The following is a 24,911-nucleotide window of genomic DNA, read 5'->3' as shown; positions in this document are numbered from 1 at the left end:
GGGGAGATGACCGTGACGGCCACAGCTCCACCGGCTGCAGACGAACGGCTGAGCAAACCCAGGGCGATCGATCAGCTGATCAAACGCCCGGAGATCGGCGCCATGCTCGGCGCACTGCTCGTGTTCCTGTTCTTCTCCGTGGTCACCGAGCAGTTCCTGAGCGTGGGTGGTGCGGCCACCTGGCTGGACGACGCCTCCATGCTCGGCATCATGGCGGTCGCGGTGGCGATGCTCATGATCGGCGGCGAGTTCGACCTGTCCGCCGGTGTCATGACGGCGTCCACCGCGCTCGTCACGGCTCTCCTCGCCACCCAGCTGGGACTCAACGTCTGGCTGGCGTTGCTGGTGTCGCTCGCCTTCGCACTGGCGGTGGGCGCGCTGAACGGCTGGCTCGTGATGCGCACGGGCCTGCCGAGCTTCATCGTGACGCTGGGCAGCTTCCTGGCGTTGCAGGGCCTCAACCTCGGCATCACGCGCCTGGTGACGGGCAGCGTGCAGGTGTCGGGCATGCGGGACGCCGTGGGCTACGAGTCGGCGGGATTCCTGTTCGCCTCGACGTTCCAGATCGGCGGCCAGGGCTTCTACGTGTCGATCATCTGGTGGGTCCTGTTCACCGTCATCGCCTCGACCGTGCTGATGCGGACCAAGTTCGGCAACTGGATCTTCGCGATCGGTGGTGCCGCGCAGAGCTCGCGTGCGGTCGGTGTGCCGGTCGTGCGGTCGAAGATCCTGCTGTTCATGACGACGGCGTTCGCCGCGTGGCTCGTGGGCTCGATCAACATCCTGCGGTACGCGAGCGTGCAGGCGAACCAGGGCATCGGCCTCGAGTTCCAGTACATCATCGCGGCGGTGATCGGCGGGTGCCTGCTCACCGGTGGCTTCGGTTCCGCGGTGGGTGCGGCGATCGGCGCGCTGATCTTCGGCATGGCCCGGCAGGGCATCGTCTACGCCGGCTGGAACAGCGACTGGTTCCAGCTGTTCCTCGGCGTGATGCTGCTGGCCGCCGTGCTGGTGAACAACATGCTGCGCCGCCGAGCGGAAAGGGTCCGGCGATGACCGCACTCATCGAGACCGAGAACATCGGCAAGACCTACGGCAGCGTCATCGCGCTCAGCGATGTGTCCACTGTGGTCAACGCGGGTGAGGTCACCTGCGTGCTCGGCGACAACGGTGCCGGCAAGTCGACCCTGATCAAGATCCTGGCCGGTGTCCATCAGCACGACCAGGGTTCGTTCAGGGTCGAGGGCGAGGAGATCCGCTTCTCGTCGCCCCGCGAGGCCCTGGACCACGGCATCGCGACCGTGTACCAGGACCTCGCGGTGGTGCCGCTGATGTCGGTGTGGCGCAACTTCTTCCTGGGTTCGGAGCCGACGACTCGCTTCGGTTTCCTGGACCGCAGGAAGGGCAAGGAGATCACCAAGAAGGCGTTGTCCGACATGGGCATCGACCTTCGCGACGTCGAGCAGCCGGTCGGCACGCTGTCGGGTGGTGAACGGCAGTGCGTCGCCATCGCCCGCGCCGTGCACTTCGGCGCCAAGGTGCTGATCCTCGACGAACCGACGGCCGCGCTGGGCGTGAAGCAGGCTGGAGTGGTGCTGAAGTACGTGGCCCAGGCACGTGATCGTGGCCTCGGCGTCGTGCTGATCACCCACAACCCGCACCACGCCTACCCGGTCGCCAACCGGTTCCTGCTGCTCAAGCGCGGCCGTGCGCTGGGCAGCTACGAGAAGGACGAGATCGACATCAACGAGCTGACGCGCCAGATGGCCGGCGGTGCCGAGCTGGAGGCGCTGGAGCACGAGCTGCGGGGTGCCGAGGCGTGACGTCTCTCGAAGTGCTGACCGTGGGCCGGGTCGGGGTGGATCTGTACCCGGAGCAGTCCGGTGTACCGCTGGCCCAGGTCAGCACGTTCGCCAAGTCGCTCGGCGGGACCGCGACCAACGTCGCGGTCGCCGCCGCGCGGCTCGGCCGTCGTGCCGGGGTGCTCACCAAGGTCGGTCCGGACGGCTTCGGCACCTACGTCCGTGAGGCGCTGGAAGGCTTCGGGGTGTCGTCGAAGTACGTCGGCACCTCGCCTGACCTGCTGACACCGGTGGTGTTCTGCGAGCTCAACCCGCCCGCGGACCCGCCGCTGCTGTTCTACCGCCTGCCGACCGCGCCGGACATGACGATCGGCGAGGACGACGTGCCGTGGTCGCTCACGCGCGAAGTCCCGCTGTTGTGGGTCACCGGCACCGGGGTCTCCGCAGAGCCTTCCCGGACCTCGCAGCGGATGATGCTGGCGAACCGCGCGCGCAGCGGGCACACGGTGCTGGACTTGGACTACCGGCCGATGTTCTGGCCGGACGTCGAGACCGCGCGCGCCGAGATCGGCTGGATGCTCGACCACGTCACGGTCGCCGTGGGCAACCGGACCGAGTGCGAGATCGCGGTCGGCACGTCCGACCCCGATGAGGCCGCTGACCGGCTGCTGGCGCGCGGAATCTCGTTGGCACTGGTCAAGAAGGGCGCCGAGGGTGTCCTCGTGGCCACGCCGGAAGGCCGCTGGACGGTCGAGCCGAACCCGGTCGAGGTCGTCTGCGGGCTCGGCGCCGGTGACGCGTTCGGCGGCTCGGTGGTGCACGGCCTGCTGTCGGGCTGGGACCCGGTGAAGATCGCCCGCTACGCCAACGCGGCCGGCGCGATCGTCGCCTCCCGGCTGGCCTGCGCCGACGCGATGCCCGACCAGGAAGAGATCGAGGAACTGCTGTGATCACCGATGGCCAGTGGCGCGAACTGCTGTGGCGGCGGGCCGAGGACCCCGGCTCGATCAGGCGGGCCTACCAGGCGCGCAAGCGGCGCAACTCGTTGCTGAACGGCAAGTCCACGCTGTTCCTGGTCGCGGCGGACCACCCGGCCCGTGGCGCTCTCGGCGTCGGCGGCGACCCGATGGCGATGGCCGACCGGCGCTCGTTGCTGGCCCGGTTGCTGACGGCGCTGGCGAATCCCGACGTCGACGGCGTGCTCGGCACGCCGGACGTGATCGAGGACCTCCTTCTGCTGGACGGTTTGAACGACCGAGTGGTCATCGGCTCGATGAACCGCGGCGGCCTCGCCGGTGCGGACTGGGAGATCGACGACAGGTTCACCGCGTACGACGCGTCGTCCATCGCCACGTTCGGGCTCGACGGCGGCAAGATGCTGCTGCGCCTGGTCGACTCGGACCCCGGCACGATCCCGACGCTGGAAGGCTGCGCGCGGGCCGTCACCGAACTCGCCGAGCACGGCCTGATGGCGATGGTCGAACCACTGCCGTACAAGCGTGATCACAACGACAAGCTGGTGCTGCAGAAGGATTCCGCTGCTCTGTCCCGCGCTTCGGCCGTTGCTGCCGGGCTGGGCTCGACCTCCGCCTACACCTGGCTGAAGCTGCCCGCGCCGGAAGAGCCGGAGATCGTGCTGGACACCACCGCGCTGCCCGCGCTGGTGCTCGGCGGCGTGCCGTCCGCGAACCCGCAGGACGACCTCGCGTCGTGGGGTCGATCGCTGGGCCACCCGACCGTGCGCGGCCTGGTCGTCGGCCGGGCGCTGCTCTACCCGCCGGACGGCGATGTCGCTTCCGCCGTTGCCGCCGCCGCCGAAATCCTCCGTACCGCGAAGGGAGTCACGGAATGACCTTGCACCGTCCACACGGGACGCTCTCGACCTCGACGGACGTCATCCACCTGACGCCGGAGGACGCGGACTGGACGTACACCGGTCTGCGCGTGCTGCGGATCGAGGCCGGCTGGGTGCGCACGATCGAGACCGGCGAGTTCGAGGCGTTCGTGCTGCCGCTCGCCGGGTCGCTGACGGTCGAGGTCGACGACGAGCGCTACGAGCTGCAGGGCCGTGAGTCGGTCTTCACCCGCGTCACGGACTTCGCCTACGTGCCGCGCGACGCCTCGGTCAAGCTGTCCTCTGTGGACGGCTGCGAGGTCGCGCTCCCCATGGCGCGCTGCGAGAACCGCCTGACGCCCAAGTACGGCCCCGCCGACGGCGTTCCGGTGGAGGTGCGCGGTTCAGGCAACGCGACCCGCCAGGTCACGAACTTCGGCACGCCGGGCGTGTGGGACCACGCGGACAAGCTCAACGCGTGCGAGCTGATCACCCCGGACGGCAACTGGTCCTCGTACCCGCCGCACAAGCACGACGAGTCCGAGCCGTGCGAGGTGAACAACGAGGAGATCTACTACTTCCGCATCGCCGACCGCGACCAGGTCACCCCGTCCCGCACCGGCTTCGGTTTTCACCGCACGTACACCGACGACGGCACGATCGACGAGGACGTGACCGTGCGGGACGGCGACGTCTTCCTGATCCCACGCGGCTATCACGGCCCGTGCGTCGCGGCGCCGGGATATCCCATGTACTACCTGAACGTCCTGGCCGGTCCCGGCGACGAGCGTTCGATGGCGTTCTGCGACGACCCGGCGCACACCTGGATCCGGGACAGCTGGGCGACGCAGGAGCTCGATCCCCGTTGCCCGGTAACGACTGCCGAGGGGCGGGTCAAGTGAAGCTCACGACCGCGCAGGCGCTGGTCCGCTGGATGCTGGCCCAGCGCACCGAACTCTTCGACGGCACGCAGGCGCCGCTGTTCCCCGGCGTGTTCGCGATCTTCGGCCACGGCAACGTCCTGGGCCTGGGCAACGCCCTGGAGGAGGTCCGCGACCGCATCCCGGTGTGGCGCGGCCACAACGAGCAGGGCATGGCCCTCGCCGCCGTCGGCATCGGCAAGGCCACCCATCGCCGCCAGGTGGGCGTCGCCACGTCGTCGATCGGCCCCGGCGCCCTGAACATGATCACGGCCGCCGGCGTGGCCCACGCCAACCGCCTGCCTCTTCTGCTGCTGCCCGGCGACACCTTCACCGGCCGCGCGCCGGACCCCGTCCTCCAGCAGGTCGAGCACTTCCACGACCCGACCGCCACGGTCAACGACGCGTTCCGCGCGGTCAGCCGCTACTTCGACCGGATCACCCGCCCCGAACAGCTGCTCTCCACGTTGCCGCAGGTGGCGCGCGTCCTGACCGACCCGGCCGACTGCGGCCCTGTCACCCTGGCGCTGCCGCAGGACGTCCAGGCCGAGTCCTACGACTTCCCCGACGCGCTGTTCGTCCCCGTCGTCCACCGCCCGCTGCGCCAACGCCCCGACCTGCTCGCGCTGGCCGAGGCCGCGTCGGCGATCCGCCACGCCTCCCGCCCGCTGCTGGTCCTGGGCGGCGGCGTCCGCTACTCGGGCGCGGCAGGCCGAGCCCTGCGCTTCGCCGAACAGCACAACATCCCCGTCGTCGAGACCACGGCCGGCCGGACGCTGATCCCGCACGAGCACCCGCTGCACGCCGGTCCGCTCGGCATCACCGGCTCGACGTCGGCCAACGTCCTGGCGGGCGAGGCGGATCTGGTCATCGCCGTGGGCACCCGCCTGCAGGACTTCACCACCGCGTCCTGGACGGTCTTCTCCCCGGACGCCCACCTGCTCTCCCTGAACGCGGCCCGCTTCGACGCCGTGAAGCACGGCTCGTTCGCCCTGGTCGCCGACGCCGACGAGGGCCTGCGCGAACTCACCGACGTCCTCGGCGCGTGGCAGGCCCCGGCGGACTGGGCAGGCCGTGCCCAGGCCGAACGCACGAAGTGGGACGCTCACATCACCTCGCTGCGCACACCGTCCACCGCTCTCCCGACGTACGCCCAGGTGGTCGGCGTCGTGAACGACGTCAGCGAGCCCACCGACTACGTCATGACGGCGTCCGGCGGCCTCCCCGGCGAACTGATCGGCGGCTGGCGCGCCACGGGTGAGTCCACAATGGACGTCGAGTACGGCTTCTCCTGCATGGGCTATGAACTTGCCGGTGCCTGGGGAGCCGCGATCGCGCACACCCAGGGCGTCGTCACGACCCTGCTGGGCGACGGCTCGTACCTGATGCTGAACTCCGAGCTCTTCTCGGCGGCCTTCGCGGGCCACGGCTTCGTGGCCGTTGTCTGCGACAACGACGGCTACGCCGTGATCCACCGCCTGCAGACGGGCCAGGGTGGCGCGGGCTTCAACAACCTCTACGCCGACTGCACGACCGGCCACTCCGAACCTCCGCGCACCGACTTCGCCGCCCACGCCTCGGCGATGGGTTGCGCGGTCTTCCCGGTCGACTCGCTGGCCGACCTGGAAGGCGCTTACCGCAAGGCGCGCGAAGTGGCCGTCGCCGAGAAGCGGCCGGCCGTCGTCGTGATCCGCACGCACCCGTCGTCGTGGACAGAGGCGGGAGCCTGGTGGGAGGTCGGCGTGCCGGAGGTCTCACACCGGTCGGAGATCGCCCAGGCCCGCGAAGAAGTGCTGGAGGGCAAGTCCAAACAGGTCCGTTATCTGAGCTGAACTCCAACAGCGGATACCGCTGGGCGCTTGCCGTCACGAGGATGACTCTCCGTGAGCAAGCGGATGTTCAGGCTCGGCGCGTTCGCCCTGGTAGCACTCGGTGTCGTCCTGGTGGTGCCGCAGACCGCTCCACGATCGGCGTCACTGCTGCTCCTCGGCGGGGTGCTGATCGTCGCGGGCGGTGCGCTGGGCTGGTACCAGGTCAGGGACGGCCAGGTCGTCGACCGGTACCGCCGCGCCGTCGAGCACCTCGGCAGTGACCAGGCCGAGGTCAGGCTCGGCGGGCTGCACGCGCTGGAACAGATCGCGCAGGACTCGGCGAAGAGCCGGCAGCTCGTGGACGACACGCTCGGGGACTTCCTGCGCGAGCGATCTCCCTGGACGGCCGCGGACCCGTCGGGCCTCGCCGTCAGGAGCCCGGACGTCGAGACGGCTCTGGTCATCCTCACCCGTCGGCCCGGCGCGCAGGTCGACCTGTCCCACGTCGATCTGCGCGGCGCCGACCTGGGCAAGCAGGTGCTCGCGGGAGCGGTGATCCGTCGGTCGAACCTCGCCGGCGCCCGGTTGGTCGGAACGTGCCTGGACAGCTCCGCCCTCGACGCCACGGACCTTCGTGACGCGGACCTGCGAGGGGCCTCCCTGCGCGAGGCGTCGCTGCGGGTCGCCTGCCTTGAAGGCGCCGACCTCCGCGCCGCCGACCTCACGGACGCGGACCTGCGCGGAGCCGACATGCGCGCCGTCAACCTGGACAAGGCCGTCCTGACCGGGGCCAGGGTCAACCGCGGGACGCTGTGGCCGCCTGACTTCACGCCGGCCCGTGTCTCTGCGTCGCTGTTCAGTGACTGAGATGGCTCACATCCGGGAACAACACGCCGACCCCCGTCCCTTGAACGGTTCGTAGCCCTACGAACCGTTCTGAGGGAGCTTCCCGTGAGCTTGCTGTTCTCCCCGCTGACCCTGCGCTCGGTCACCCTGCCCAACCGGATCGCGGTCAGCCCGATGTGCCAGTACTCGGTGACGAAGGAGGACGGCGTGCCGACCGAATGGCACCTCGTCCACCTGGGCTCCCGCGCCGTCGGCGGCGCCGGGCTGGTCATCGCCGAGGCCACCGCCGTCGAGCCGCGCGGCCGGATCTCGCCGCAGGACGTCGGCATCTGGAACGACGAGCAGGTCGCGGCCTGGAAGCGGATCACCGCGTTCATCAAGGAGCACGGCTCGGTGCCCGGCATCCAGCTCGCGCACGCCGGCCGCAAGGCGATCGGCGACTGGGTGCCGGTGGCGCCCACGACAGAGCCGTTCCCCGGTGGTAACACGCCGGAGAAGCTCGACAACCACACTGGGATCGTGAAGGCCTTCGTCGACGGCGCGCTCAGGGCGATCGAGGCCGGCTTCGAGGTCCTGGAGATCCACGCCGCCCACGGCTACCTGCTGCACGAGTTCTACTCGCCGCTGACGAACGAGGGCAGCATCGAGGAACGCATCGCCCCGGCCGTCGAGGTCACGGCTGCGGTGCGTGCGGCGGTCGGCCCGGAGGTGCCGGTGATCGTGAGGATCAGCGGCTCCGACTGGGTCGACAACGGCTGGACCGCCGACGACAGCGTTGTGCTGGCACAGGCGCTCAAGGCCGCGGGTGCGGACCTGATCGACGTGTCCAGCGGTGGCAACACCGCGCAGGCGGACATCCCGATCGGGCCCGGCTACCAGGTGCCGCTCGCCGAAGCGGTGCGACGCAAGGCAGACGTGCCCACGGGTGCGGTCGGCCTGATCACCGAGGCGAAGCAGGCCGAACAGATTCTGACGGACGGTTCCGCCGACCTGGTCCTGCTCGCGCGCGAACTGCTCCGCGACCCGTACTGGCCGCTGCACGCGGCACAGCAGCTGGGTGTGGAGGTCAGGGCGCCGAAGCAGTACGCCAGGGCGTTCTGAAAGAGCCCTCAGAGTTCAAGGGCTGGGTGCCGGCGAACCGGACACCCAACCCTTGAACTCCGAAGGCTGAATTCAGCGACGGTAATCGTCGTAGTCGTCGTACGGGTCGTCATGTGGTGGCTCATCGCCACCACCGCTCCCGTTCGGCGACCTTTCATCAGTCGACAGCTCGCGCTGCAACGCAGCGAAGTCGGTCTCATGAGAGCTGTATTTGAGCTCCCTGGCGACCTTCGTCTGCTTGGCCTTAGCTCGGCCGCGCCCCATGGCTCGACCCCCTCGCACAGGGACGGGGGCGGCCGGGGGAACGGCGGCCCCACTCGTCTCGACAACTGATTCCTGGTAACTACCGTACCGTGCCGATGGGGTTCCTCGCGACGCGGTAGGCGTGACACGTACCGCCAAATCTCGTGGCCCCCCTCGCGTGGAAGGATGCACACGTGCCCAGACCGTTCGTCGCCTACCTACGGGTGTACGAACCGTTATCGGTATTGGACGCACCGCTAGCTTCCAAGGTCGAAAAAGCCCTGGAAGCGGGCCCTGTCCCCCGGTCGGAGGTAGGTGGCCGGGAACGGGAGCTGTGGTTGCGATCACAGTTGGGACAAAAGCTCCTCCCGGGCGAGTCCTTCGACGTGATGACGATCAGTCCGGCCGAGGTTCCGACCTCCGAAGCGGCCCGGGTCGGCCCCGGACCGCTCGTCTGCCCCCTTGATCTCCGGGCAAGGTCCGCCGCCGCTCTGGTGGGCTTCCTGGCCACCGCGCCGCCGATCCTGCAGGACGCGGCCCTCAACCTCTCGCCGGAGACGGTCCGGGCCCGCGCGTCCTCCGTGATGGCCGAACTCTCCGCCGGCGCGGTCCACGTGATCTCCACGACCTGGACGGTCCCGCTGCCCTGGTTCGCCCTCGTCGACCCCGCCCAGCGCCGCGTCGTGCTGGCCAGCGCCCAGGACGACCCGGAACGGCAGGTGTCGTGGCGGGTGGCCATGGCCGACGCCAGGCGACGGGTCGCGCGGGCGCTCAAGGTCGTGAAGGGCTCACTGGGCGAGGACGGGCCCGCCAAGATCCTCTCCGACACCGGCCGCTGGCTGGAGCACTTCCACCCGCACTCGGCCGTCGAGCTCGACTACGGCGGCCTCGTCCAGCTGCTCGAGGACAAGGACCTGCTGGAGGACACCTCCGCGGCCGACGTGAACGCCATCGTGGACGCCCTCGAAGCGGACGACGCCGAGGAAGTCGCGTTGCGCTACGAGACGCTGCGCGAGTTCTGGGGCGAGCTGGCCCGCAGAGAACGCCACGGCTGAATCAGCACCCGCGCGACCACGGCTGCCACCGCTGCCAGCAGCATCGCCGCAGGCCACGCCACGTGCACCGCGACGAAGCTCGCGACGAACGGGGTCACCGCCGCGCTCAGGTAGTTCGCCGAGTTCTGCATGGCGATCGCGGTGGCACTGCGGCCTTCCGGGGCGAGCTCACCTGCCTCGGTGACCGCCAGCCCGTTCCAGCACAGCGCGAACAGGCTGGTCGGGACGAGGACCGCGATCAGCAGCGGCAACGGCGCCTGGTCGAGTGCCGCGACCAGCACGAACCCGCCCGCGGTGACCACCGAGATGATCTTCAGCGGCCCGATCCGGCTGCGCGCCCGGTCCGACCAGACGCCGACGGCCAGCCGTCCCGCCCCGCCGAGCAGCTGGGCGACGGCGAAGACGGCGGCGGCCGCCGTCACGCTCATACCGCGGTGGCCGTGCAGCAGGGGCACGAGCAGGGCCGTGGCGGTGAACTGGGGCACGACCAGCAGTCCGCTGGCGAGCGACAGCCGCAGCAGTTTCGGATCCTTGAGCACCAGCCCGTGTTCGGTGCTCGCCCGGATCGCCCCGGGCGGTTCCCTGACCAGCAGGAACACGGCCAGTGCCACGAAGGCGGTAGCGCCGGCGAGCACGACGAACGCCGTGGGAATCCCGGCCGAGATCGCGATCCCCGGCAGGACGGCCGCGGTGAGGGCCGCGCCGAGCGGGGTCGCCGTCTGCCGGACACCCATGGCGAGGCCGCGTGACTCCCGGCTGAACCAGGACATCACCGCCCGGCCGCTGGCCGCGTTGACGCTGGCCCCGAACAGCCCGGCGCCGAGCAGCGCGAGACCGGCGATCCAGGCGTTGCCCAGCGCGACGGAGAGCAGACACACGGCGGCGCCCACTCCACCGATGGTCATCACGAGGCGTTCGCCGCGTCGGTCCGCGACGACGCCCCACGGCACGAGAGCGATCATCGTGCCGAGGTTGACCGCGCCGAGAAGCAGCCCGACCTGGGGCAACGTCAGTGAGAAGTGCTGCTGGAGCTGAGGACTGATCGCGGGCAGGCCGAGGAACACGGCCGCGTTCGTGCCCTGCGCCAACGCCCCGACAGACAGCACGACCCAGCGGTACCCCATGAGGGCACGCTAGGTCGGCTGCTCAGAAAGTGGAACGCTCGTCTTACCTCTTGGGACGGTGGTGTCCGCGCTCGGCAGCCAGCAGCTCGTCCACCGAGGCACTCCCGCGCTGGTAGCGCGCGGCGATCTCGGCGTTGAGCTTGTCCACGACCACCTGCACCTCGCGCCGGCGCACCGACACGGACGCCTCTTCCGAGATGAGCGTCTCCAGCACGTCGCCGAGGCGATCGTCGGCCAGCGAGCTCACGTCGGACAGGTCCACGTCGGAGATGAGTGCCTCGACGTGCCGTTGATGCGCATCAGCACGTGACGGCTCATGGGTCTGATAACGACCAAGACCGGTCGCGGGCCCCACGGCGTTCGTGGAGAGGATCGTGGCCAGTTGCTCGACCACGGCCGAGCCGCCGGAGCTGCGGCGTTCTTGCTCCGCACGCACGATGTCGATGCGCGCGTGCAACAGCCGTCGCAGGTAGGACAGATCTGTCTCTTCCTGCGCGGCCTCGTCGCGGAGTTCGCGCACCTCGACGAGCGGGCGCTGCTCGACGCCCTCCGTGTAGTCGGGGGCGAGCACCCGGTCGATTCGGCGGCGCCCGCCAGGACGCACCTCGATCACGTGTCCATCCTGCGGTAGATCCTCCTCACCCGCCAACACATCCCATGCACCAAACTTGTCTCAAATGTGCACGCCCAGCAGCTTTCGCGCCTCATCAGGTGTCAAAGCGGGTCGCTGGGCGATCTTGGAGAGACCTGCGGCACGTGCCACGAGCTGTGCGTTGTCCCGCACCGGCACCCCCCGCGAGTAGCTGATGGTGTCCTCCATACCCACTCGGAGGTGGCCACCCGCACCCAAAGCGGTGAACATCACGGGCAGGGTCGTCCGGCCGATCCCGGTGGCGGAGAACGTCGCCCCGTCCGGCAGCGCGTTGACGGCCGCGACCAGCGTGGCCGCGTCACCGGGCATACCGCCGGGCACGCCCATCACGAAGTCGACGTGCACGTGGCCGCCCGCCGGCAGACCGTGCTGGTCCAGCAGGCGCTTCAACGACGCGAGCTGCCCGATGTCGAAGATCTCGTACTCCGGGACGATCGAGCGCTCCTGCATGCCCTTGTGCAGGGAGACGATGAACTCCCAGCGGTTCATGAACACGTCGTCACCGAAGTTGACGGTGCCCATCGTGCAGGACGCCGAGTCCGGCATCGCCTCCAGCACGCGCAGCCGGTCCGACTCGGGGTCGTGCACCGACCCGCCGGTGGAGAGCTGCACGACGAGGTTCGTCTCGGACCGCAACGCCTCGACGGTGGCCTTCAGACGACCGAGGTCCAGCGACGGCTTCGCGTCCTCGCCACGGATGTGGACGTGGATCATCGCCGCGCCGACCTGTTCGCACGTCTGCGCCGTCGAGACCAGCTCTTCCAGGGTCACCGGAAGCTGCGGGACGTCGGCTTTCGCGTGCTCCGCTCCGGTGGGAGCGACAGTGATCAGCGTGCCCAGGGACATGTACCGGGACTGTAGCGGTCCGGCCACCAACTTCCACCGTCGCTTCCGGCGCTCAGCAGGGCACCTCGCAACACCGCCCCCGCGCCCCCACATGCCCGATGTGGAGGCGCGGGGGCGGTGTCACGACGCACCCGTCCGAACGGTGAAAGCGCAGGTGGAAGCTGGTGGCCGGACCGCTGGTCTCACGCCCTCAGGTTGCGAACAGCTTCCCGGCCCAGTCCGGGCGTGTCCGCGGGCACCGAGTCGGGGTCGATTCGTGCCGGAACCTCCCGTTCGGGGGCCCCGGTGACGAGCTCGGCGTCGATCGGTACAGACCGCTTGACCAGCGCCAACGCGATCGCGCCGAGTTCGTGGTGCAGGGTCACGGTGCCCACCCGGCCGACCACGCGCCCGTCCAGCGTCACCGGGTCACCGGTCTCCGGCTGGGCGTCGGCAGAACCATCCAGGTGGAGTAGGAGCATTCGCCTGGGCGGGCGTCCCACGTTGTGGACCTTCGCGACCGTCTCCTGGCCGCGGTAGCACCCCTTGCTCAGGTGCACGGCCGGGTCGATCAAGCCGACCTCGTGCGGGATCGTGCGTTCGTCGGTGTCGACGCCCTGGCGGGCCCGCAGCGACTCGACCCGCAGCGCCTCGAACGCGTAGCTGCCGGCCGGGCGCGCGCCCGCGTCCGTGATGCGCTGCCACCAGTCCGCGCGCTCGGCACGCGGGACCAGCAGGTCGACCGCGTTCTGGCCGGGCCACGAAGTCCTGCGCACGAAGCCCTCGCCGAGCGCGTCCACGTCCGCCGGCACCGGGATGCCGAGCTTCTCCAGGAGCGCGGGCGTGTCCGGGCCGACGAGCGTCAGCAGCGCGAACTCCCCGGTGGCGTCACGGGGCTCCACCTTGGACCAGAAGACCATCTTCTTCAGGTACGCCAGCAGGTCGTCGACCTTCTCGACGTCGAGGAACACCGTGCCGCCGACGTTCGCGACGACCATGTGGTGCTCGAGGCGGCCCTGGGCGTCGAGGATCAGCGCCTCGGTGCCCGCGCCCTCGCCCAGCTGCTCGAAGTGCTGGCTCGTCAGCTGGTGCAGCCACGTGAGCCGGTCCTCGCCGGGGATCGCGATCACACCGCGGTTCGAGCGGTCCACGACCACCACGGAACGGGCGGCCGATCGTTGCTCGGCGAACGGGTCTCCGTAGTGCCAGGCCACGCCGGCATCCGTGGAATCGTCGGGCGGCGGGACGGCTCCTGGGAGGGTCACTCGGTCTCCTGCTCCTGCGTCAAACAGTCGCGGCAAGTGCCGGACAGCGCGAGATGGCTTGCATCAAGTTCGAACCCGTCGCGCTCCCGCAATGTTCCGACCAGGGGGTCGAGAAGCTCGCACGGGATTTCCTGGATCGAGCCGCAGACGTGGCACACCAGGTGAACGTGCTGGTGGTCGTCGACCGAGTAGCTCGGCGCGCCGTGACCCAGGTGCGTGTGCCGCACCAGCCCGAGCCGGTCGAGCAGGTCGAGCGTGCGGTAGATCGTCGTGATGTTGACCGTCGGCGCCGTCTCCTGGACGCGCTGACAGATCTGCTCCGGCGTCGCGTGTTCGAGCGACCTGACCGCGTCCAGCACGAGCTGACGCTGCGGCGTCATCCTCATGCCGCGGTCGTGCAGGGTTTTGCGCAGCCCTCTTGCGGTCTCCACATCACTGATGTTAGTAGGCTCGTTCCATGCGCGTGCTGGCACTGCTCGACGGAACCCTCGCTGACCCCGACTCGCCGCAGATCCGCGTCGAGGACCTCGGTCTCATGCGCGGTGACGGTGTGTTCGAAACGATCCTCGTGGTCGACGGGAAACCCCGCGAACTCACGCCCCACCTCGACCGGCTCGACCGGTCCGCGGCCATGCTCGACATGGCGCCGCCTCCCCGTGCGGAGTTCGAGCGCGCGGTCGAACTCGTCATCGGCAACTGGGCCGGTGGCAAGGAGTTCGCCCTCAAGCTCGTCTACACCCGCGGGGTCGAGGGCGGCGACGGCACGCCCACCGGTTTCGCACTCGGCATGGAGATCGGCGCGAAGGTGCTCAAGCAGCGCGCCGAGGGCCTGTCCGCGGTGACTTTGGACCGCGGCATCGACGCGGACCTCGCCGACCGCGCGCCGTGGCTGCTGCTGGGCGCCAAGTCGCTGTCGTACGCGATCAACATGGCCGCACTGCGCGAGGCAGAGCGCCGCGGTGCCGCCGAGGTCATCTTCACCACGTCGGACGGTTCGGTGCTCGAGGGCCCGACCTCGACGCTGATCCTGGTGCGCGGCAAGACGCTGGTCACGCCGCCGTCGAAGCTCGGCATCCTGCCGGGCACCACGCAGTACGCGTTGTTCCGCGCCGCCGAGCGCGCCGGCTGGACCGTGCTCGTGGAGCCGATCCAGACCGGCGAGCTCTACGACGCCGAGGGCGTGTTCCTCGCGTCCAGCGTCCGCAAGATCACGCGGGTCAACGTGCTGGACGGCAAGCAGCTGCCCGACTCGGCGGCCCTGCTGACCGAGCTGCAGGGCCTGTACGAGTCCGAGTACTGAGTTAGCGGAGTCCGGCGTCGACCGCGGCCATCAACGGGCCGCGGTCGCCCGACATCTCCCAGAACATCGCGCCCAGCAGGTTCTTCGACTTGAGCCACGCGGTCTTCTTCTGGATCGACCAGGCGTCGTCGAAGGTCCACCACTGGTTGCCGGTGTAGCAGGACGTCGCCACGGCCACCTCGTCGTGGAAGACGGTGCAGTTCGGCACGGACGCGACGAGGTTGGCGTACCCGCGGGTGCCCGACTCCTCCGGGAACTGGCCCGGTGCCGCGCCTCCTGCCGTCTGCCACTCACCGTTCTTGCCGCCGTTGACCACGTTCTGCCAGCCGCGGCCGTAGAACGCGAGCCCGAGCGTGATCTTGCGCGACGGCACCCCGGCGTCGAGGTAGGCCTGCACGGTGCTCTCCACGCTGAACTTGGTCGTGTAGGGGTCGTCCGGGTCCGGGTAGAGGTTGCCCTGGTGGCCGGTCCGGTTCGGCTCCCACGAGTTGTCGCTGCCGGAGCCGTGGAAGTCGTAGCCCTGGACGTTGAAGATGTCCATCGACTGCGCCACCCGCCCGAGTTCCCAGCCCGCCGCGATCTTGCCGGGGTCGGCCGGGGTGAACGCCGTGAGCTGGTAGCGCTTGCCCGTGGTGGTGCTGTACGCGTCCATCTGCCGGCGGAACTCCTCGATCAACAGGGTGTTGTTGACCTTGTCCTGCGGGCCGAAGTGGTTGCCCGCGTGGCCTTCCGCGCCCGGCCACTCCCAGTCGAGGTCGAAGCCGTCGAAGATGTTCGCTGCGGTGCCTGGTCCGCCGGCGCCGTTGTAGACGGGCAGGTTTCCCTTGAGGTAGACGTCGATGCACGACGACACGAACTTCTTGCGCGCCGCGTCCGTCGCCGCCACGTCGGAGAAGTACTTGGAGTACGTCCAACCGCCGAGCGAGATCAGCACCTTGAGGTTCGGGTACTTCACCTTGAGCTTCTTGAGCTGGTTGTAGTTGCCGCGCAACGGTTCCCAGCCGCTGTCCGCGACACCGTCCACGGACTGCGACGCGCTCATCGGCCTGCTGTAGTCGGCTTCCGCGTCGCCCGCGCCGTCACCCTGGTTCGGGTCCTGCGGGTTCGGGCTCGTGCCCTTCGTGACGCCGTGCAGACACGTCAGGTTGACCGGGTCGATGTTGCCGAACGCGTAGTTGACGTGCGTCATCTTCGCGGCGTCCATGTCCTTCACGAAGTACTGGCGCCCGTAGATGCCCCACTGCACGAAGTACCCGACACGGGCGTAGCCGCCGACGATGTCACCAGTGCGCTCGTTCAGCGCGTTGCTCGCCGCGGACACGTTGTCGTAGAGGTCCCGTGCCTTGACGGTGAAGGTGTAGTTCGTGGACGGCGAGAGGCCGCTGACCGTGGCCGACGTGCCGGAGACCGTCGTCTTCACGGTCGAGCCCACGTAGACGTCGTAGTTCGCGATCCCGCTGTTGTCCGTGGAGGCGTTCCACGCCAGCGTGACGCTGCCCGCGTCCTTCGCCGTCGAACGCAGGTTGCCTGGCGCGGTCGGGGGCGTGGTGTCGCTGGCGGGGTTGTTGGTGGTGACGCTCAGCGCGGCGCTGGGGGCGCTTTGCGTTCCCTTGGTGTCCTTGGCCCGCACCGTGAAGGAGTACGCGGTGTTCGGGGTCAGGCCGGTGATGATCGTGGACGTCGTGGTGGAGCTGCCGGCCAGTGTGGAGCCGTTGTAGACGTCGTAACCGGCGATCGGCAGTGAACCCGGCGTGGAGGCGTTCCACTGCAACGTCACCGTGCGCGTGGTCTTCGTCGGTGCGGCGAGACCCGTTGGCGTGCTTGGCGGGGTGTCCGCGCTGCCGTCGCAGTTGGCGTTGTTGATCCGGCACGTCACCGGGTCGACGTTCTGGCTGATCGAGAACGCCGGGCTGTACGGCTCGGTGCTCGCGCCGGCGTTGATGGTCTTGTTGTAGTGCGCAGGGGTGATCGTGACCGCGTTGCCGTTCTGGGCGACCGTGCCGTTCTGACCGTTGCTCACGGTTACGCCGTTGGGCAGCGTGAAGGAGATCGACCAGTCGGTGACCGCGGCGGCGGAGTGGTTGCGGACGACGAACTTCGCCGCGCCACCGGCCACCGAGTACTCGGCGGTCAGCCCGGTCGGCGCCGGCGGTGCGGTGCCGCTGCCGTCGCACGCCATGTTGTTGATCGTGCAGGTGGTCGGGTCGGCCGCGGCGCTCAGTGTGAACGTCGGGCTGTAGGGCTCGGTGTTGCGTCCGGCGGGAAGGTTGTTGATGTAGAAGGCCGGAGTGAGCGTCACTCTCGTGCCGTTCTGGGTGATCGTCGCGTTCTGGGGACTGCTTGCCGTGACACCGGCGGGCAGGTCGAACTTGACCGACCATCCGTTGAGCGCGGTCGTGCTCGCGTTGGCGACCACGAACTTGCCGGTCGTACCGGTGCGCGAGAAGGTCGCGGTGATGCCCGTGGCGGCGTTTGCAGGGACCGCCAGAGCTAAGAGCGCTATCAGAACTGCTAGGAGGGCAGGGATCCGGCGCATGCGGAACTCCAGTTTGGTAGAGATTCCGCGGCGGCTGGGAGTTACGGTATTTGGTCTGGACCACTTCCGTCAACGGCGTGATCCTCAGTCGATCGGCCGGAACCTGACCTTCGTGCCCGGCCGCGCCTGCCCGAGAAAACGCAGGTGATCGTTGTCCACCACGCCGATGACGGGGTAGCCGCCGGTCGTCGGATGGTCGTTGAGGAAGACCACGGGCTGCCCGTCCGGCGGCACCTGAACCGCGCCGGTGATCATTCCCTCGCTGGGAATCTCCCCGTCACGACGATTCAGTGCTGTGCCTTGGAGTCGCGCGCCGACGCGGTTGCTGCGGTCCGACACCGTCCAGGATCCTTGCTGCAGCTGGGTTTCCGCCTGGTCGAACCAGTCGTCGCGCGGTCCGAGCCGGATCGGGATGACCAACGTTTGCAGTGCCTGGACGGGCGGCACGACATCTGCGCCGTTTGGTGTGCTCGGCGTCCCAAGATGCAGGACGTCGTTGTCCCGCAACGGGTCTGGACCGATTCCGGAGAGCAGGTCGGTGGAGCGGCTGCCGAGTTCTTCCGGTACTTCGATGCCGCCGGAGATCGCCAGGTAGCTGCGCAGGCCGGTCTGAGGGGTGCCGATCTCCAGCGTTTGGTCGGGGTTGAGGTGGATCGGCTGGTGGGAGTCGGCGAGTCGGCCGTCGACCCTGAGTTCGGTGGACGGGCCGGTGACGGCGATCGTGCAGCTCGAGTTCGCTCGGAGTGCGAGGCCGCCGAGGAGGAGTTCCAGTCCGGCTGCTCTTTCGGAGTTGCCGACGAGGCGGTTGGCGAGCCTGAGGGAGTCCTGGTCCAGGGCGCCGGACGGAGGGACGCCCAGGTGCGCGTTGCCCGGCCTGCCCAGGTCCTGGATCAGGGCCTGCGGGCCGGTTCGGATGATCGTGACGCTGCGGTTCGTGGTGCTGTTCATGCCACCACGAACCTGACCTGGTCGCCCGGCTGCAGCAGTGCGGGGGTCTCGGCCTTGGCGTCGAACAGGGTGATCTCGGTGCGGCCGATCAGTCGCCAGCCGCCCGGTGTCGGCCGTGGATAGGCGGCGGTGAACTCGCCCGCGATGCCGACCGAGCCCTGCGGGACCTTCGTGCGCGGGGAGTCGAGCCTGGGCTGCTGGAGGTTCTGCGGGAGGCCGGTGAGGTAGGCGAAGCCCGGTGCGAAGCCGCAGAACGCGACCTCGAAGGTGGCCTCGGTGTGGAGCTTGACCACCTCGTCCGGGGTGATGCCGGCCGTCTCGGCGACGAGGTCTAGGTCCGGGCCGTCGTAGCTGACCGGGATGGTGATCTCGCGCGGGTGCGTCGCGGGGGCCTTGGTCAGGTCGATGGTCTTCAGTGCGTCCCTGACCTGGTTCAGCGCGCCCTTGACCAGCACCGTTCGCGCGGCCGGGACGAGCTCCTCGATGCCGTCGAGTCGTGCGAGGGCGGCGCGGACGGCCGCGACCTCGCTCAGTGAGTCGACCTCGACCAGGAGCGCGTCGGTTCCGCAGCGCCGCAGAAGCATGCACCCATGCTACGGGGAATCGTGGGATTGTTGAACAATCCGACACGCGAATCGTTCAACAATCCGGCGATCCGGCAGCGCGGCGGTGTGGCGAGCGGATCGTTCAGCGAGCCGGTCAGCCGACGATGCGCTTGAGGTGCGCCGACGCGTGCGGCTGCATCTCCTGGCCCATCATGGCGCGCTCCTCGACGTACGCGAGGTCGCCGTTCACCACGCCGTACAGCCGCTGCGCGCCCTTGACCTCCTTGGCCGTGGCGGAGCGGATGATCGCGTCCGTCTCGAACTCCCAGGACGTCTGCGTGCGCACCTTGCCGTAGTACAGCTCGACGATGCCCGTGTTGTGCGTCAGCAGGAGCTCGATCGTGTCGTCTTCCTGCGGACGCCAGAAACCCTGTTCGCGGGCTGCCGGGCGGATGACCTCGCCTGCCTCGTTGAGCAGCCACGACCTGGCCTCGTAGACGAGGAACGGACGGCCGTCGTGGGCGAAGGTGATCTGCTGGCCGAAGCGGAACGGGCCGTCGATCGTCGGGTAGACGATCTCGCCCTCGCCTCGCCAGACGCCCACGAGCGGGAGGACGCCCAGGAGGGCGTCGTTGAGGTCAGCGCCCTCTCTCAGGTTCGCCGTGTCCGCCGGGATCGGCATGTCGGTGAACTGGGGGAGGTTGCGCTGCTTCGTGGCCGCCGCACGTTCCTCGGCCAGGCGGATGGCCTCGTCGCCGCTGGTCATCGCTGGTCGGAGTAGAGGCGGTAGACGACGTAGCCGGCGAACCACATTACGGCGATCGTCACTAGCACCAGGAGTCCGGTGAAGATGTGTTCCACGGTGGAGAGGATATCTCCCTGGTTGGGACGTGCAGGGTTGTGGTGGTGGAGGACACCGGGGTCCCGCCTTCGGCGTGCGCGTCGGGTTGGGGTGGGTCGTCCCCCTGTTGCGTTGGCGGGTGCCGGTTTGTTGTCCGTAGGTGGTTGGGTTGCGTGCTGGTGTGGCGGCTGATTCCTGGGGCTCCGCCCCAGACCCCGCCAATCTGATCAAAAGCCGGGGTCTACGCCATGCGCGGGTTGATGGCACGCCTGTTGCTTTGGGCGGAGGCGCGTTGCGTAGAGGGTTGCGTTGGTGGGGTGGCTTCGTCACGAGCCGAGCCAAGAGCGGCCCACAGCTAGGAAGGGATGTCAAACGGACGAAAAGCGTGTCCGTTTGACATCCCTTCCTAGCTGCAGCAAGAGCTATGGCACGACTCGTGACGAAGCCACCCCACCCAGACCGCACGGTAAGAACGGCTCGCCTTCGGCATCGCGGGTGGGCGGGCGCTTGCCGTGACCGCGCGCTCAGACTGCTCGCCTTCGGCTTCGCGGACGCCGTCACGCTCGCTTCGCAGAAGTGTCAGACCAGATGGCTAGGTTGGGTCGTGGGGGATCCAACTTCGAAGGGGACCCCTGCGCGAGCATGCCGTCTGCTCCCGCGAGCTCACCAGACAGCTGCCTTCGGTGTCCTCGCACCCTCGTCCTCGCTCTTGCTTCGCGGGACCGTCAGACCCCGTCGCTAGGTTGGGTCGCGGGGGATCCTCAACCCAAGGGGACCCCTGCGCGAGCGTGCGCGCTAGGCCGTGCGGGACGTGATCGGCTTGGTCACGTCGTCCTGGCGCGGTGCGGGCATCAGGCGCGGCGGGATGTCCAGGCCCGCCACTCGGACCTGGTTGCGGCCGTTCTCCTTGGCCTTGTAGAGCGCCGCGTCCGCTGAGTGTTGTGCGGTGGCCATGTCCGGGCCGTTGTCCGGGATCACGGCCACGCCGATGGACGCCGAGATCGCCTGCAGTGACGCGCCTTCTGGTTCTGGGGGCTGGATCTCGCGGCCGTACAGGGTGACCACGTTGCGGTGCTTGTCCGTCGTTGGGACGGCCAGGGAGCCGATGGCCTCGCGGATGCGTTCGGCGATCGTCACGCCCTGGGCCACCGGGGTGTCCTTCAGCGCTACTACGAACTCCTCGCCGCCGTCCCTGCCCGCCACGTCGCCTGGGCGGAGCTTCTCGCGGAGGATTCTGCCCACCTCGGCCAGGACGGCGTTGCCCGCCGGGTGGCCCCAGGTGTCGTTGATGCGCTTGAAGTGGTCGAGGTCGATGACCAGGACGGTCATCGGTTCGCCGTCCAGGCGGCAGCGCTCGGCCAGGCGGCCCGCGTACTCGGTGAGGCCGTTGGTGTTGAGCAGGCCCGTCCGGTAGTCGGTGTGAGCGTCTGCTGCGAGGCGTTGGTGGAGCTGTTCCTGTTCGCGCAGCAGGCGTTCCAGGTGGGTTCGGCGTTCGCCCGCGCGTGACAGCAGTGCGTTGACCAGGATGACTGGAACTGCCAGCAGCAGGGGGCCCACCCAGTGGCTTGTCATGAGCATGCCCAGCATTGCGCCGGCGCCGAGGGTGCTCATCTCGAGCATGTTGTCGACTTTGGAGCCGAGGAAGTCGAGGACCTTCGAGTTCGGCGTCACGATCTTGAACGCGGCCGCGACGGTCATCACCTGCACGAACCAGTAGACGACGGCGGCTATCGCGAGGATCAGGACCAGGCTCAGGTCCGTCGGGATGTTCCCGGTGGCGGCCAGCGAGACGCCCGACAGGTGCACCAGTGCCCAGGACAGGAGGGTCGAGGCGAGCATGGAGGCGGTGCCGAAGACGAAGCGGTAGGGCTGGCGGCGGGCGATGGGCTGGATCAGGATGCGCATCCAGATCGTGGCGATCACGGCCAGGCCGCCTGGCAGCGCGACGGCCGCGGCGAAGGTCCAGACCGAGGTCAGGTCGATGTGGGGGCCTGAGGCCTCGTTGCGGCGGGCTTCTTCCGCTCTGCGGACGACGGTCAGGTGGATGGTGATCGCGGCGATGAGCGCGGCGAAGCGGAGCCAGTCGGTGGTCGCGACGTCGGTGAGTCTCGTCAGCAGCCAGATGGCGGCAACGGCTACGGCTGCTTCGAGCACGAAAAAGTATGCGATCGCACTAGGCGCAACGGTCCAAAGGTCCCAGTTGCGAATCGGAGTCAAGCCGAGTGCCCGCGATCGCCTGCGATCAGTCAAACTGTTCTTCACCACGACCCCCTACGCTCATGGCAAGTCATGAGCTAAGCCGCCGCTGACCAGGTCGTAGACCACCACGCTGCCGCTTGTCGCAACGAGGAGGTGTCCTTCCATGTGCAACCGAGACTTCTGAACGCCACCCTTCCTCTACCCGGCTTCAATCTCGCACCCAGATCATCATGGTGCCTCTACGACGGATATCGCTATTGGTGACCGTTCTGTTTCAGATTGCCACCGCCTTCGTGTCGTTGCGACCTCGAGCACGCCGCCAGGCGAAGGTTGCCTGCGTCGCGAGCAGCAGTCCGATGCCGCCCGCGCCGGCGATCGTGGCCGTCACCGATCCGATCGAATGAGCGACGACACCGGCCAGCGCCATTCCACCGCCCTGGCTCGAACGCAACGCCGCGCGCCCAATGCCATAAGCCCTTCCACGGTACTGGTCGGGTAGCAGGCGCATCCAAGCCGAACGAGCGGGTGTGTGATAAGCCCCGCCTATACCGGCAATCACGAGCAAAACGATCGTCCAGGTCAGGTTCGGGTTGAAAGCGAACATGATCAACGGGGCCAGCGACAGGATCGCCAGCGGGCCGATCAGCCGTTCTCGCTTCGCCGGATCCCTCACCAGACGGAAGAGCAGCGCCACACCCAGCACGTTCGCGGCGGGTTCGATGGCGAGGATCAGGCCGACCGCCCACACCGCGTTCAGGCTCGCCGCCAGCGGCACCGCGAGTCCTTCCGGGACCATCGCGAGGCCCGCAAGCAGACGAACGCCCAGCAGGGTCCTCAATCGCGGCTCGGACACCATCAGCGTGAGCACACCGCGCGGTTCCTCGTCGTCCTTCTTCTTGCGGCCCAGCGGATCGGCGGCCGGCCGGTGCTTCACGGACGTCTGCACGAGGATCGCCAGGGCGGCGAACGTCGCCGCGTTGATCCCGAGCGCGAGGCCGGGGCCGCTGTGGGCGACCAGGAATCCGGCGGCGGCGAGGCCCGCCATCTGAGCGATGTCGACGGACGTGCCGAAGAGCGCCACACCGTCGTCATAGCGTTTCGGCGGAAGTACGTGAGGGAGGCTCGCCTCCTGGGCCGCGAGGTACGGCGAGGAGATCGCCAGAACCACCACGAGCAGCACGATCATGGCCCACAGGGGCATGCCGGGAATGGCCATCGCGCCCATGAGCACGGCCTGCATCCAGGCCGTCGTCACCATTACCGTGCGTCGTGGGAACCGGTCGGCGACCCAGCCGAGCAACGGGCCCGAAATCAGCGGCGGGAACAGCGTCAGCGACCACGTGAGGGCGGTCCAGGCAGCGGATTGTGTTCGCTCGAATACGAGCAGTGACAATGCGACCGCCGCGAGCTGGTCGCCGGCGGTCGAAGCGGTCGAGCCGATCCACATGGCGCGGAACTCACGCAAACCCACGAGCTCGCGGAGCGCTCCGCGGGTCGTCATGCGGTGCCCCGGGCAGCCGCTCCCCGCGCGTGGTGAATCGGCACGTCCCGATTCGCTCTACGCCGAGTCACGTCGCCCCCGCCGGTGGTAATCAATTCCTATCGACAATCACGGTAGAAGCTGTCTGACCGTTCAACGTCTGTCCTACCACAGTGTGTACCTAAACGGAGCAGGCCAGTTACCTAAAGTAGTTACAATAGCGAAACGTGGAGCTGATCTTCTTCACAGTTGACCTCGGCCTCGCCTGATTGGACCCCAAATGGTCACGCTGTGTGTCAGCCGGTGCCAAACGGGTGTCTCGCGCTCCGCCGACCGGAGCAACCTGCACCGGCTCCGACCTGGCGAAACAGGCGAATTGCGATCGAGACGAAGGTACCCGCGCCCGGGAGTGGCGCGGAATAGGCCACGCCGTTTGTCATCCTGATCGGTCTTGAAGTTCTGGCAAGTGTGGAGATCCCGTTTCCTCGCCCGCGTAACGAAACCGGTTTCGCAGGCGAGGAAAACGATCACTAACGTCGGCGAATGAAGGCGCTTAGCGTCGCGAACTAGTCGATAACGTCAGGCAACCGTCAGACAAGCCGGGTAACGCGTCAGCCCTTGGCGTCGATGCGGCGGCGCCGCGCGATCTCGGCCAGCACGACACCGGACGCGACCGAGGCGTTGAGCGACTCGACGCCCTTGGCCATCGGGATCGACACGGTCTGGTCGCACGTCTCCTTGACCAGACGGCCGAGGCCGCGGCCTTCCGAGCCCACCACGACGACGAGCGGGCCCGTCGCGAGGTCCAGACCGTCCACGTCCACGTCACCGTCGGCGTCGAGGCCGACGATCATCAGTCCCGCCTCCGCCCAGTCGCGCAGCGTGCGGGTGAGGTTCGTGGCCATCGCGATCGGGATCTTGGCGGCCGTGCCCGCGCTGGTGCGCCAGGCCACCGCCGTCATCGACGCGCTGCGCCGCTGCGGCACCACGACGCCCTGAGCGCCGAACGCCGCCGCCGAACGCACGACAGCGCCCAGGTTGCGCGGGTCCGTCACGCCGTCCAGCGCCACCAGCAACGGCGGCGTGGTGGCGCGCTGAGCGAGCTCGAGCAGCTCGTCCGGGGTCGCGTACTCGAACGGCGGCACCTGCAGGCCGAGGCCCTGGTGCATCGCACCGCCGGTGATCCGGTCGAGTTCGCCGCGGGCCACCTCCAGCACGGTGATACCGCGGTCGGCGGCCAGGCGCACGGCCTCGGCCACGCGGTCGTCCGCGTCGATGCCCAGAGCCACGTACAGCGCCGTCGCGGGCGTGCCCGCGCGCAGACACTCCACGACGGGGTTGCGGCCCGCCACGGTCTCGGCGGAGGCCTTCTCCTTGGTGTGCCGGCGCTGCGTCTTGGCCGCGTCGGTCTTCGCCGCCACCTTGGCCCGCTTGTAGGCGGGGTGGTTCGGGCGCTCGGTCGCCTTCGGCGTCGGGCCCTTGCCGGTCAGGCCCTTGGACTTCTGCCCGCCGGAGCCGACGACCGCGCCCTTCTTCGAGCCCGGATTGCGCATCGCGCCCTTGCGCTTGGAATTGCCAGCCACG

The 24,911-nt window shown here is 68.7% G+C and carries 23 protein-coding genes; 10 read left to right on the top strand and 13 right to left on the bottom strand.

What is annotated here, in order from left to right; all coding sequences use genetic code 11:
• The first annotated feature begins 6 nt into the window (after positions 1-6).
• From ACH413_RS14780 to ACH413_RS14745, 8 genes are all read left to right on the top strand, one after another.
• Entirely contained in the window at positions 7-1,056 is a 1,050-nt protein-coding gene (locus tag ACH413_RS14780; RefSeq protein ID WP_360041010.1) for an ABC transporter permease, read from the top strand.
• The gene (locus ACH413_RS14775) at positions 1,053-1,823 is read left to right on the top strand and encodes an ATP-binding cassette domain-containing protein (protein ID WP_360041012.1); all 771 of its coding nucleotides are present in this window, start codon (positions 1,053-1,055) and stop codon (positions 1,821-1,823) included. The genes ACH413_RS14780 and ACH413_RS14775 overlap by 4 nt, the downstream gene beginning before the upstream one ends.
• Positions 1,820-2,752 (top strand): 5-dehydro-2-deoxygluconokinase, encoded by a 933-nt coding sequence (iolC, locus tag ACH413_RS14770; protein WP_360041014.1) that lies wholly within the window; start codon positions 1,820-1,822, stop codon positions 2,750-2,752. Before ACH413_RS14775 ends, iolC begins: the two co-directional genes overlap by 4 nt.
• On the top strand, positions 2,749-3,654 hold the full coding sequence (locus ACH413_RS14765; protein ID WP_319976660.1) for an aldolase: 906 nt from the start codon (positions 2,749-2,751) through the stop codon (positions 3,652-3,654). Before iolC ends, ACH413_RS14765 begins: the two co-directional genes overlap by 4 nt.
• Positions 3,651-4,538, top strand: a complete 888-nt coding sequence (iolB, locus tag ACH413_RS14760; RefSeq protein WP_360041018.1) for a 5-deoxy-glucuronate isomerase — start codon at positions 3,651-3,653, stop codon at positions 4,536-4,538. The genes ACH413_RS14765 and iolB overlap by 4 nt, the downstream gene beginning before the upstream one ends.
• Positions 4,535-6,388 carry a 3D-(3,5/4)-trihydroxycyclohexane-1,2-dione acylhydrolase (decyclizing) gene (gene iolD / locus ACH413_RS14755; protein ID WP_360041021.1) on the top strand — a complete coding sequence of 618 codons (1,854 nt, stop codon included), beginning with the start codon at positions 4,535-4,537 and terminating at the stop codon, positions 6,386-6,388. The genes iolB and iolD overlap by 4 nt, the downstream gene beginning before the upstream one ends.
• 51 nt (positions 6,389-6,439) lie before the next feature.
• The gene (locus ACH413_RS14750; RefSeq protein WP_360041024.1) at positions 6,440-7,234 is read left to right on the top strand and encodes a pentapeptide repeat-containing protein; all 795 of its coding nucleotides are present in this window, start codon (positions 6,440-6,442) and stop codon (positions 7,232-7,234) included.
• 84 nt (positions 7,235-7,318) lie between these two features.
• On the top strand, positions 7,319-8,314 hold the full coding sequence (locus ACH413_RS14745) for an NADH:flavin oxidoreductase/NADH oxidase (protein ID WP_360041027.1): 996 nt from the start codon (positions 7,319-7,321) through the stop codon (positions 8,312-8,314).
• 72 nt (positions 8,315-8,386) lie between these two features.
• Here the strand turns inward: ACH413_RS14745 and ACH413_RS14740 are convergent, their stop codons facing one another.
• Complete coding sequence (locus ACH413_RS14740) at positions 8,387-8,578, bottom strand: DUF3073 domain-containing protein (protein WP_360041030.1); 192 nt, start codon at positions 8,576-8,578, stop codon at positions 8,387-8,389.
• 173 nt (positions 8,579-8,751) lie between these two features.
• Between ACH413_RS14740 and ACH413_RS14735 the strand changes: the two genes are divergently transcribed.
• The gene (locus ACH413_RS14735) at positions 8,752-9,612 is read left to right on the top strand and encodes a hypothetical protein (RefSeq protein WP_360041033.1); all 861 of its coding nucleotides are present in this window, start codon (positions 8,752-8,754) and stop codon (positions 9,610-9,612) included.
• Here ACH413_RS14735 and ACH413_RS14730 read toward each other — a convergent pair.
• The 5 genes from ACH413_RS14730 to ACH413_RS14710 all read right to left on the bottom strand — a co-directional run bounded on the left by ACH413_RS14730 (position 9,555) and on the right by ACH413_RS14710 (position 13,864).
• Positions 9,555-10,736, bottom strand: coding sequence for an MFS transporter (locus ACH413_RS14730; RefSeq protein ID WP_360041036.1), 1,182 nt, complete (start codon positions 10,734-10,736; stop codon positions 9,555-9,557). The genes ACH413_RS14735 and ACH413_RS14730 overlap by 58 nt on opposite strands.
• A 43-nt stretch (positions 10,737-10,779) precedes the next feature.
• On the bottom strand, positions 10,780-11,349 hold the full coding sequence (locus tag ACH413_RS14725) for an aerial mycelium formation protein (protein ID WP_360041039.1): 570 nt from the start codon (positions 11,347-11,349) through the stop codon (positions 10,780-10,782).
• A 60-nt stretch (positions 11,350-11,409) separates the two neighbouring features.
• Positions 11,410-12,234: a 3-keto-5-aminohexanoate cleavage protein gene (locus tag ACH413_RS14720; protein ID WP_360041042.1), complete on the bottom strand. Its 825-nt coding sequence runs from the start codon at positions 12,232-12,234 to the stop codon at positions 11,410-11,412.
• A 182-nt stretch (positions 12,235-12,416) separates the two neighbouring features.
• Positions 12,417-13,478, bottom strand: coding sequence for a folate-binding protein (locus tag ACH413_RS14715; protein ID WP_360041045.1), 1,062 nt, complete (start codon positions 13,476-13,478; stop codon positions 12,417-12,419).
• Positions 13,475-13,864, bottom strand: coding sequence for a transcriptional repressor (locus ACH413_RS14710; protein ID WP_177320500.1), 390 nt, complete (start codon positions 13,862-13,864; stop codon positions 13,475-13,477). Before ACH413_RS14710 ends, ACH413_RS14715 begins: the two co-directional genes overlap by 4 nt.
• Before the next feature lie 71 nt (positions 13,865-13,935).
• On the opposite strand from ACH413_RS14710, the gene ACH413_RS14705 reads away from it, so the two are divergent.
• Complete coding sequence (locus ACH413_RS14705; protein WP_360041048.1) at positions 13,936-14,778, top strand: aminodeoxychorismate lyase; 843 nt, start codon at positions 13,936-13,938, stop codon at positions 14,776-14,778.
• 1 nt (position 14,779) lies between these two features.
• Here ACH413_RS14705 and ACH413_RS14700 read toward each other — a convergent pair whose 3' ends face one another.
• From ACH413_RS14700 to rlmB, 7 genes are all read right to left on the bottom strand, one after another.
• Positions 14,780-17,314, bottom strand: a complete 2,535-nt coding sequence (locus ACH413_RS14700) for a glycosyl hydrolase family 18 protein (RefSeq protein WP_360041051.1) — start codon at positions 17,312-17,314, stop codon at positions 14,780-14,782.
• An 84-nt stretch (positions 17,315-17,398) separates the two neighbouring features.
• A complete protein-coding gene (locus ACH413_RS14695; protein WP_360041054.1) occupies positions 17,399-18,262 on the bottom strand; it encodes a biotin-dependent carboxyltransferase family protein in 864 nt (287 codons plus the stop codon).
• On the bottom strand, positions 18,259-18,846 hold the full coding sequence (gene pxpB / locus ACH413_RS14690; RefSeq protein WP_360041057.1) for a 5-oxoprolinase subunit PxpB: 588 nt from the start codon (positions 18,844-18,846) through the stop codon (positions 18,259-18,261). The genes ACH413_RS14695 and pxpB overlap by 4 nt, the downstream gene beginning before the upstream one ends.
• Positions 18,847-18,961: 115 nt before the next feature.
• Positions 18,962-19,573: an FABP family protein gene (locus ACH413_RS14685; RefSeq protein WP_330272083.1), complete on the bottom strand. Its 612-nt coding sequence runs from the start codon at positions 19,571-19,573 to the stop codon at positions 18,962-18,964.
• Positions 19,574-20,443: 870 nt separating this feature from the next.
• A complete protein-coding gene (locus ACH413_RS14680) occupies positions 20,444-21,802 on the bottom strand; it encodes a GGDEF domain-containing protein (protein ID WP_360049217.1) in 1,359 nt (452 codons plus the stop codon).
• 319 nt (positions 21,803-22,121) lie between these two features.
• Positions 22,122-23,348 (bottom strand): MFS transporter, encoded by a 1,227-nt coding sequence (locus ACH413_RS14675; protein WP_360049219.1) that lies wholly within the window; start codon positions 23,346-23,348, stop codon positions 22,122-22,124.
• Between the two features lie 590 nt (positions 23,349-23,938).
• The gene (gene rlmB / locus ACH413_RS14670; RefSeq protein WP_360049220.1) at positions 23,939-24,910 is read right to left on the bottom strand and encodes a 23S rRNA (guanosine(2251)-2'-O)-methyltransferase RlmB; all 972 of its coding nucleotides are present in this window, start codon (positions 24,908-24,910) and stop codon (positions 23,939-23,941) included.
• Position 24,911: the final 1 nt, after the last annotated feature.

This window comes from Lentzea sp. NPDC020367 (assembly GCF_044387305.1).
Lineage (GTDB): Bacteria > Actinomycetota > Actinomycetes > Mycobacteriales > Pseudonocardiaceae > Lentzea.
The sequence above is the reverse complement of the archived record's forward strand: the minus strand, read 5'-3'. Positions and strand labels throughout refer to the sequence as shown.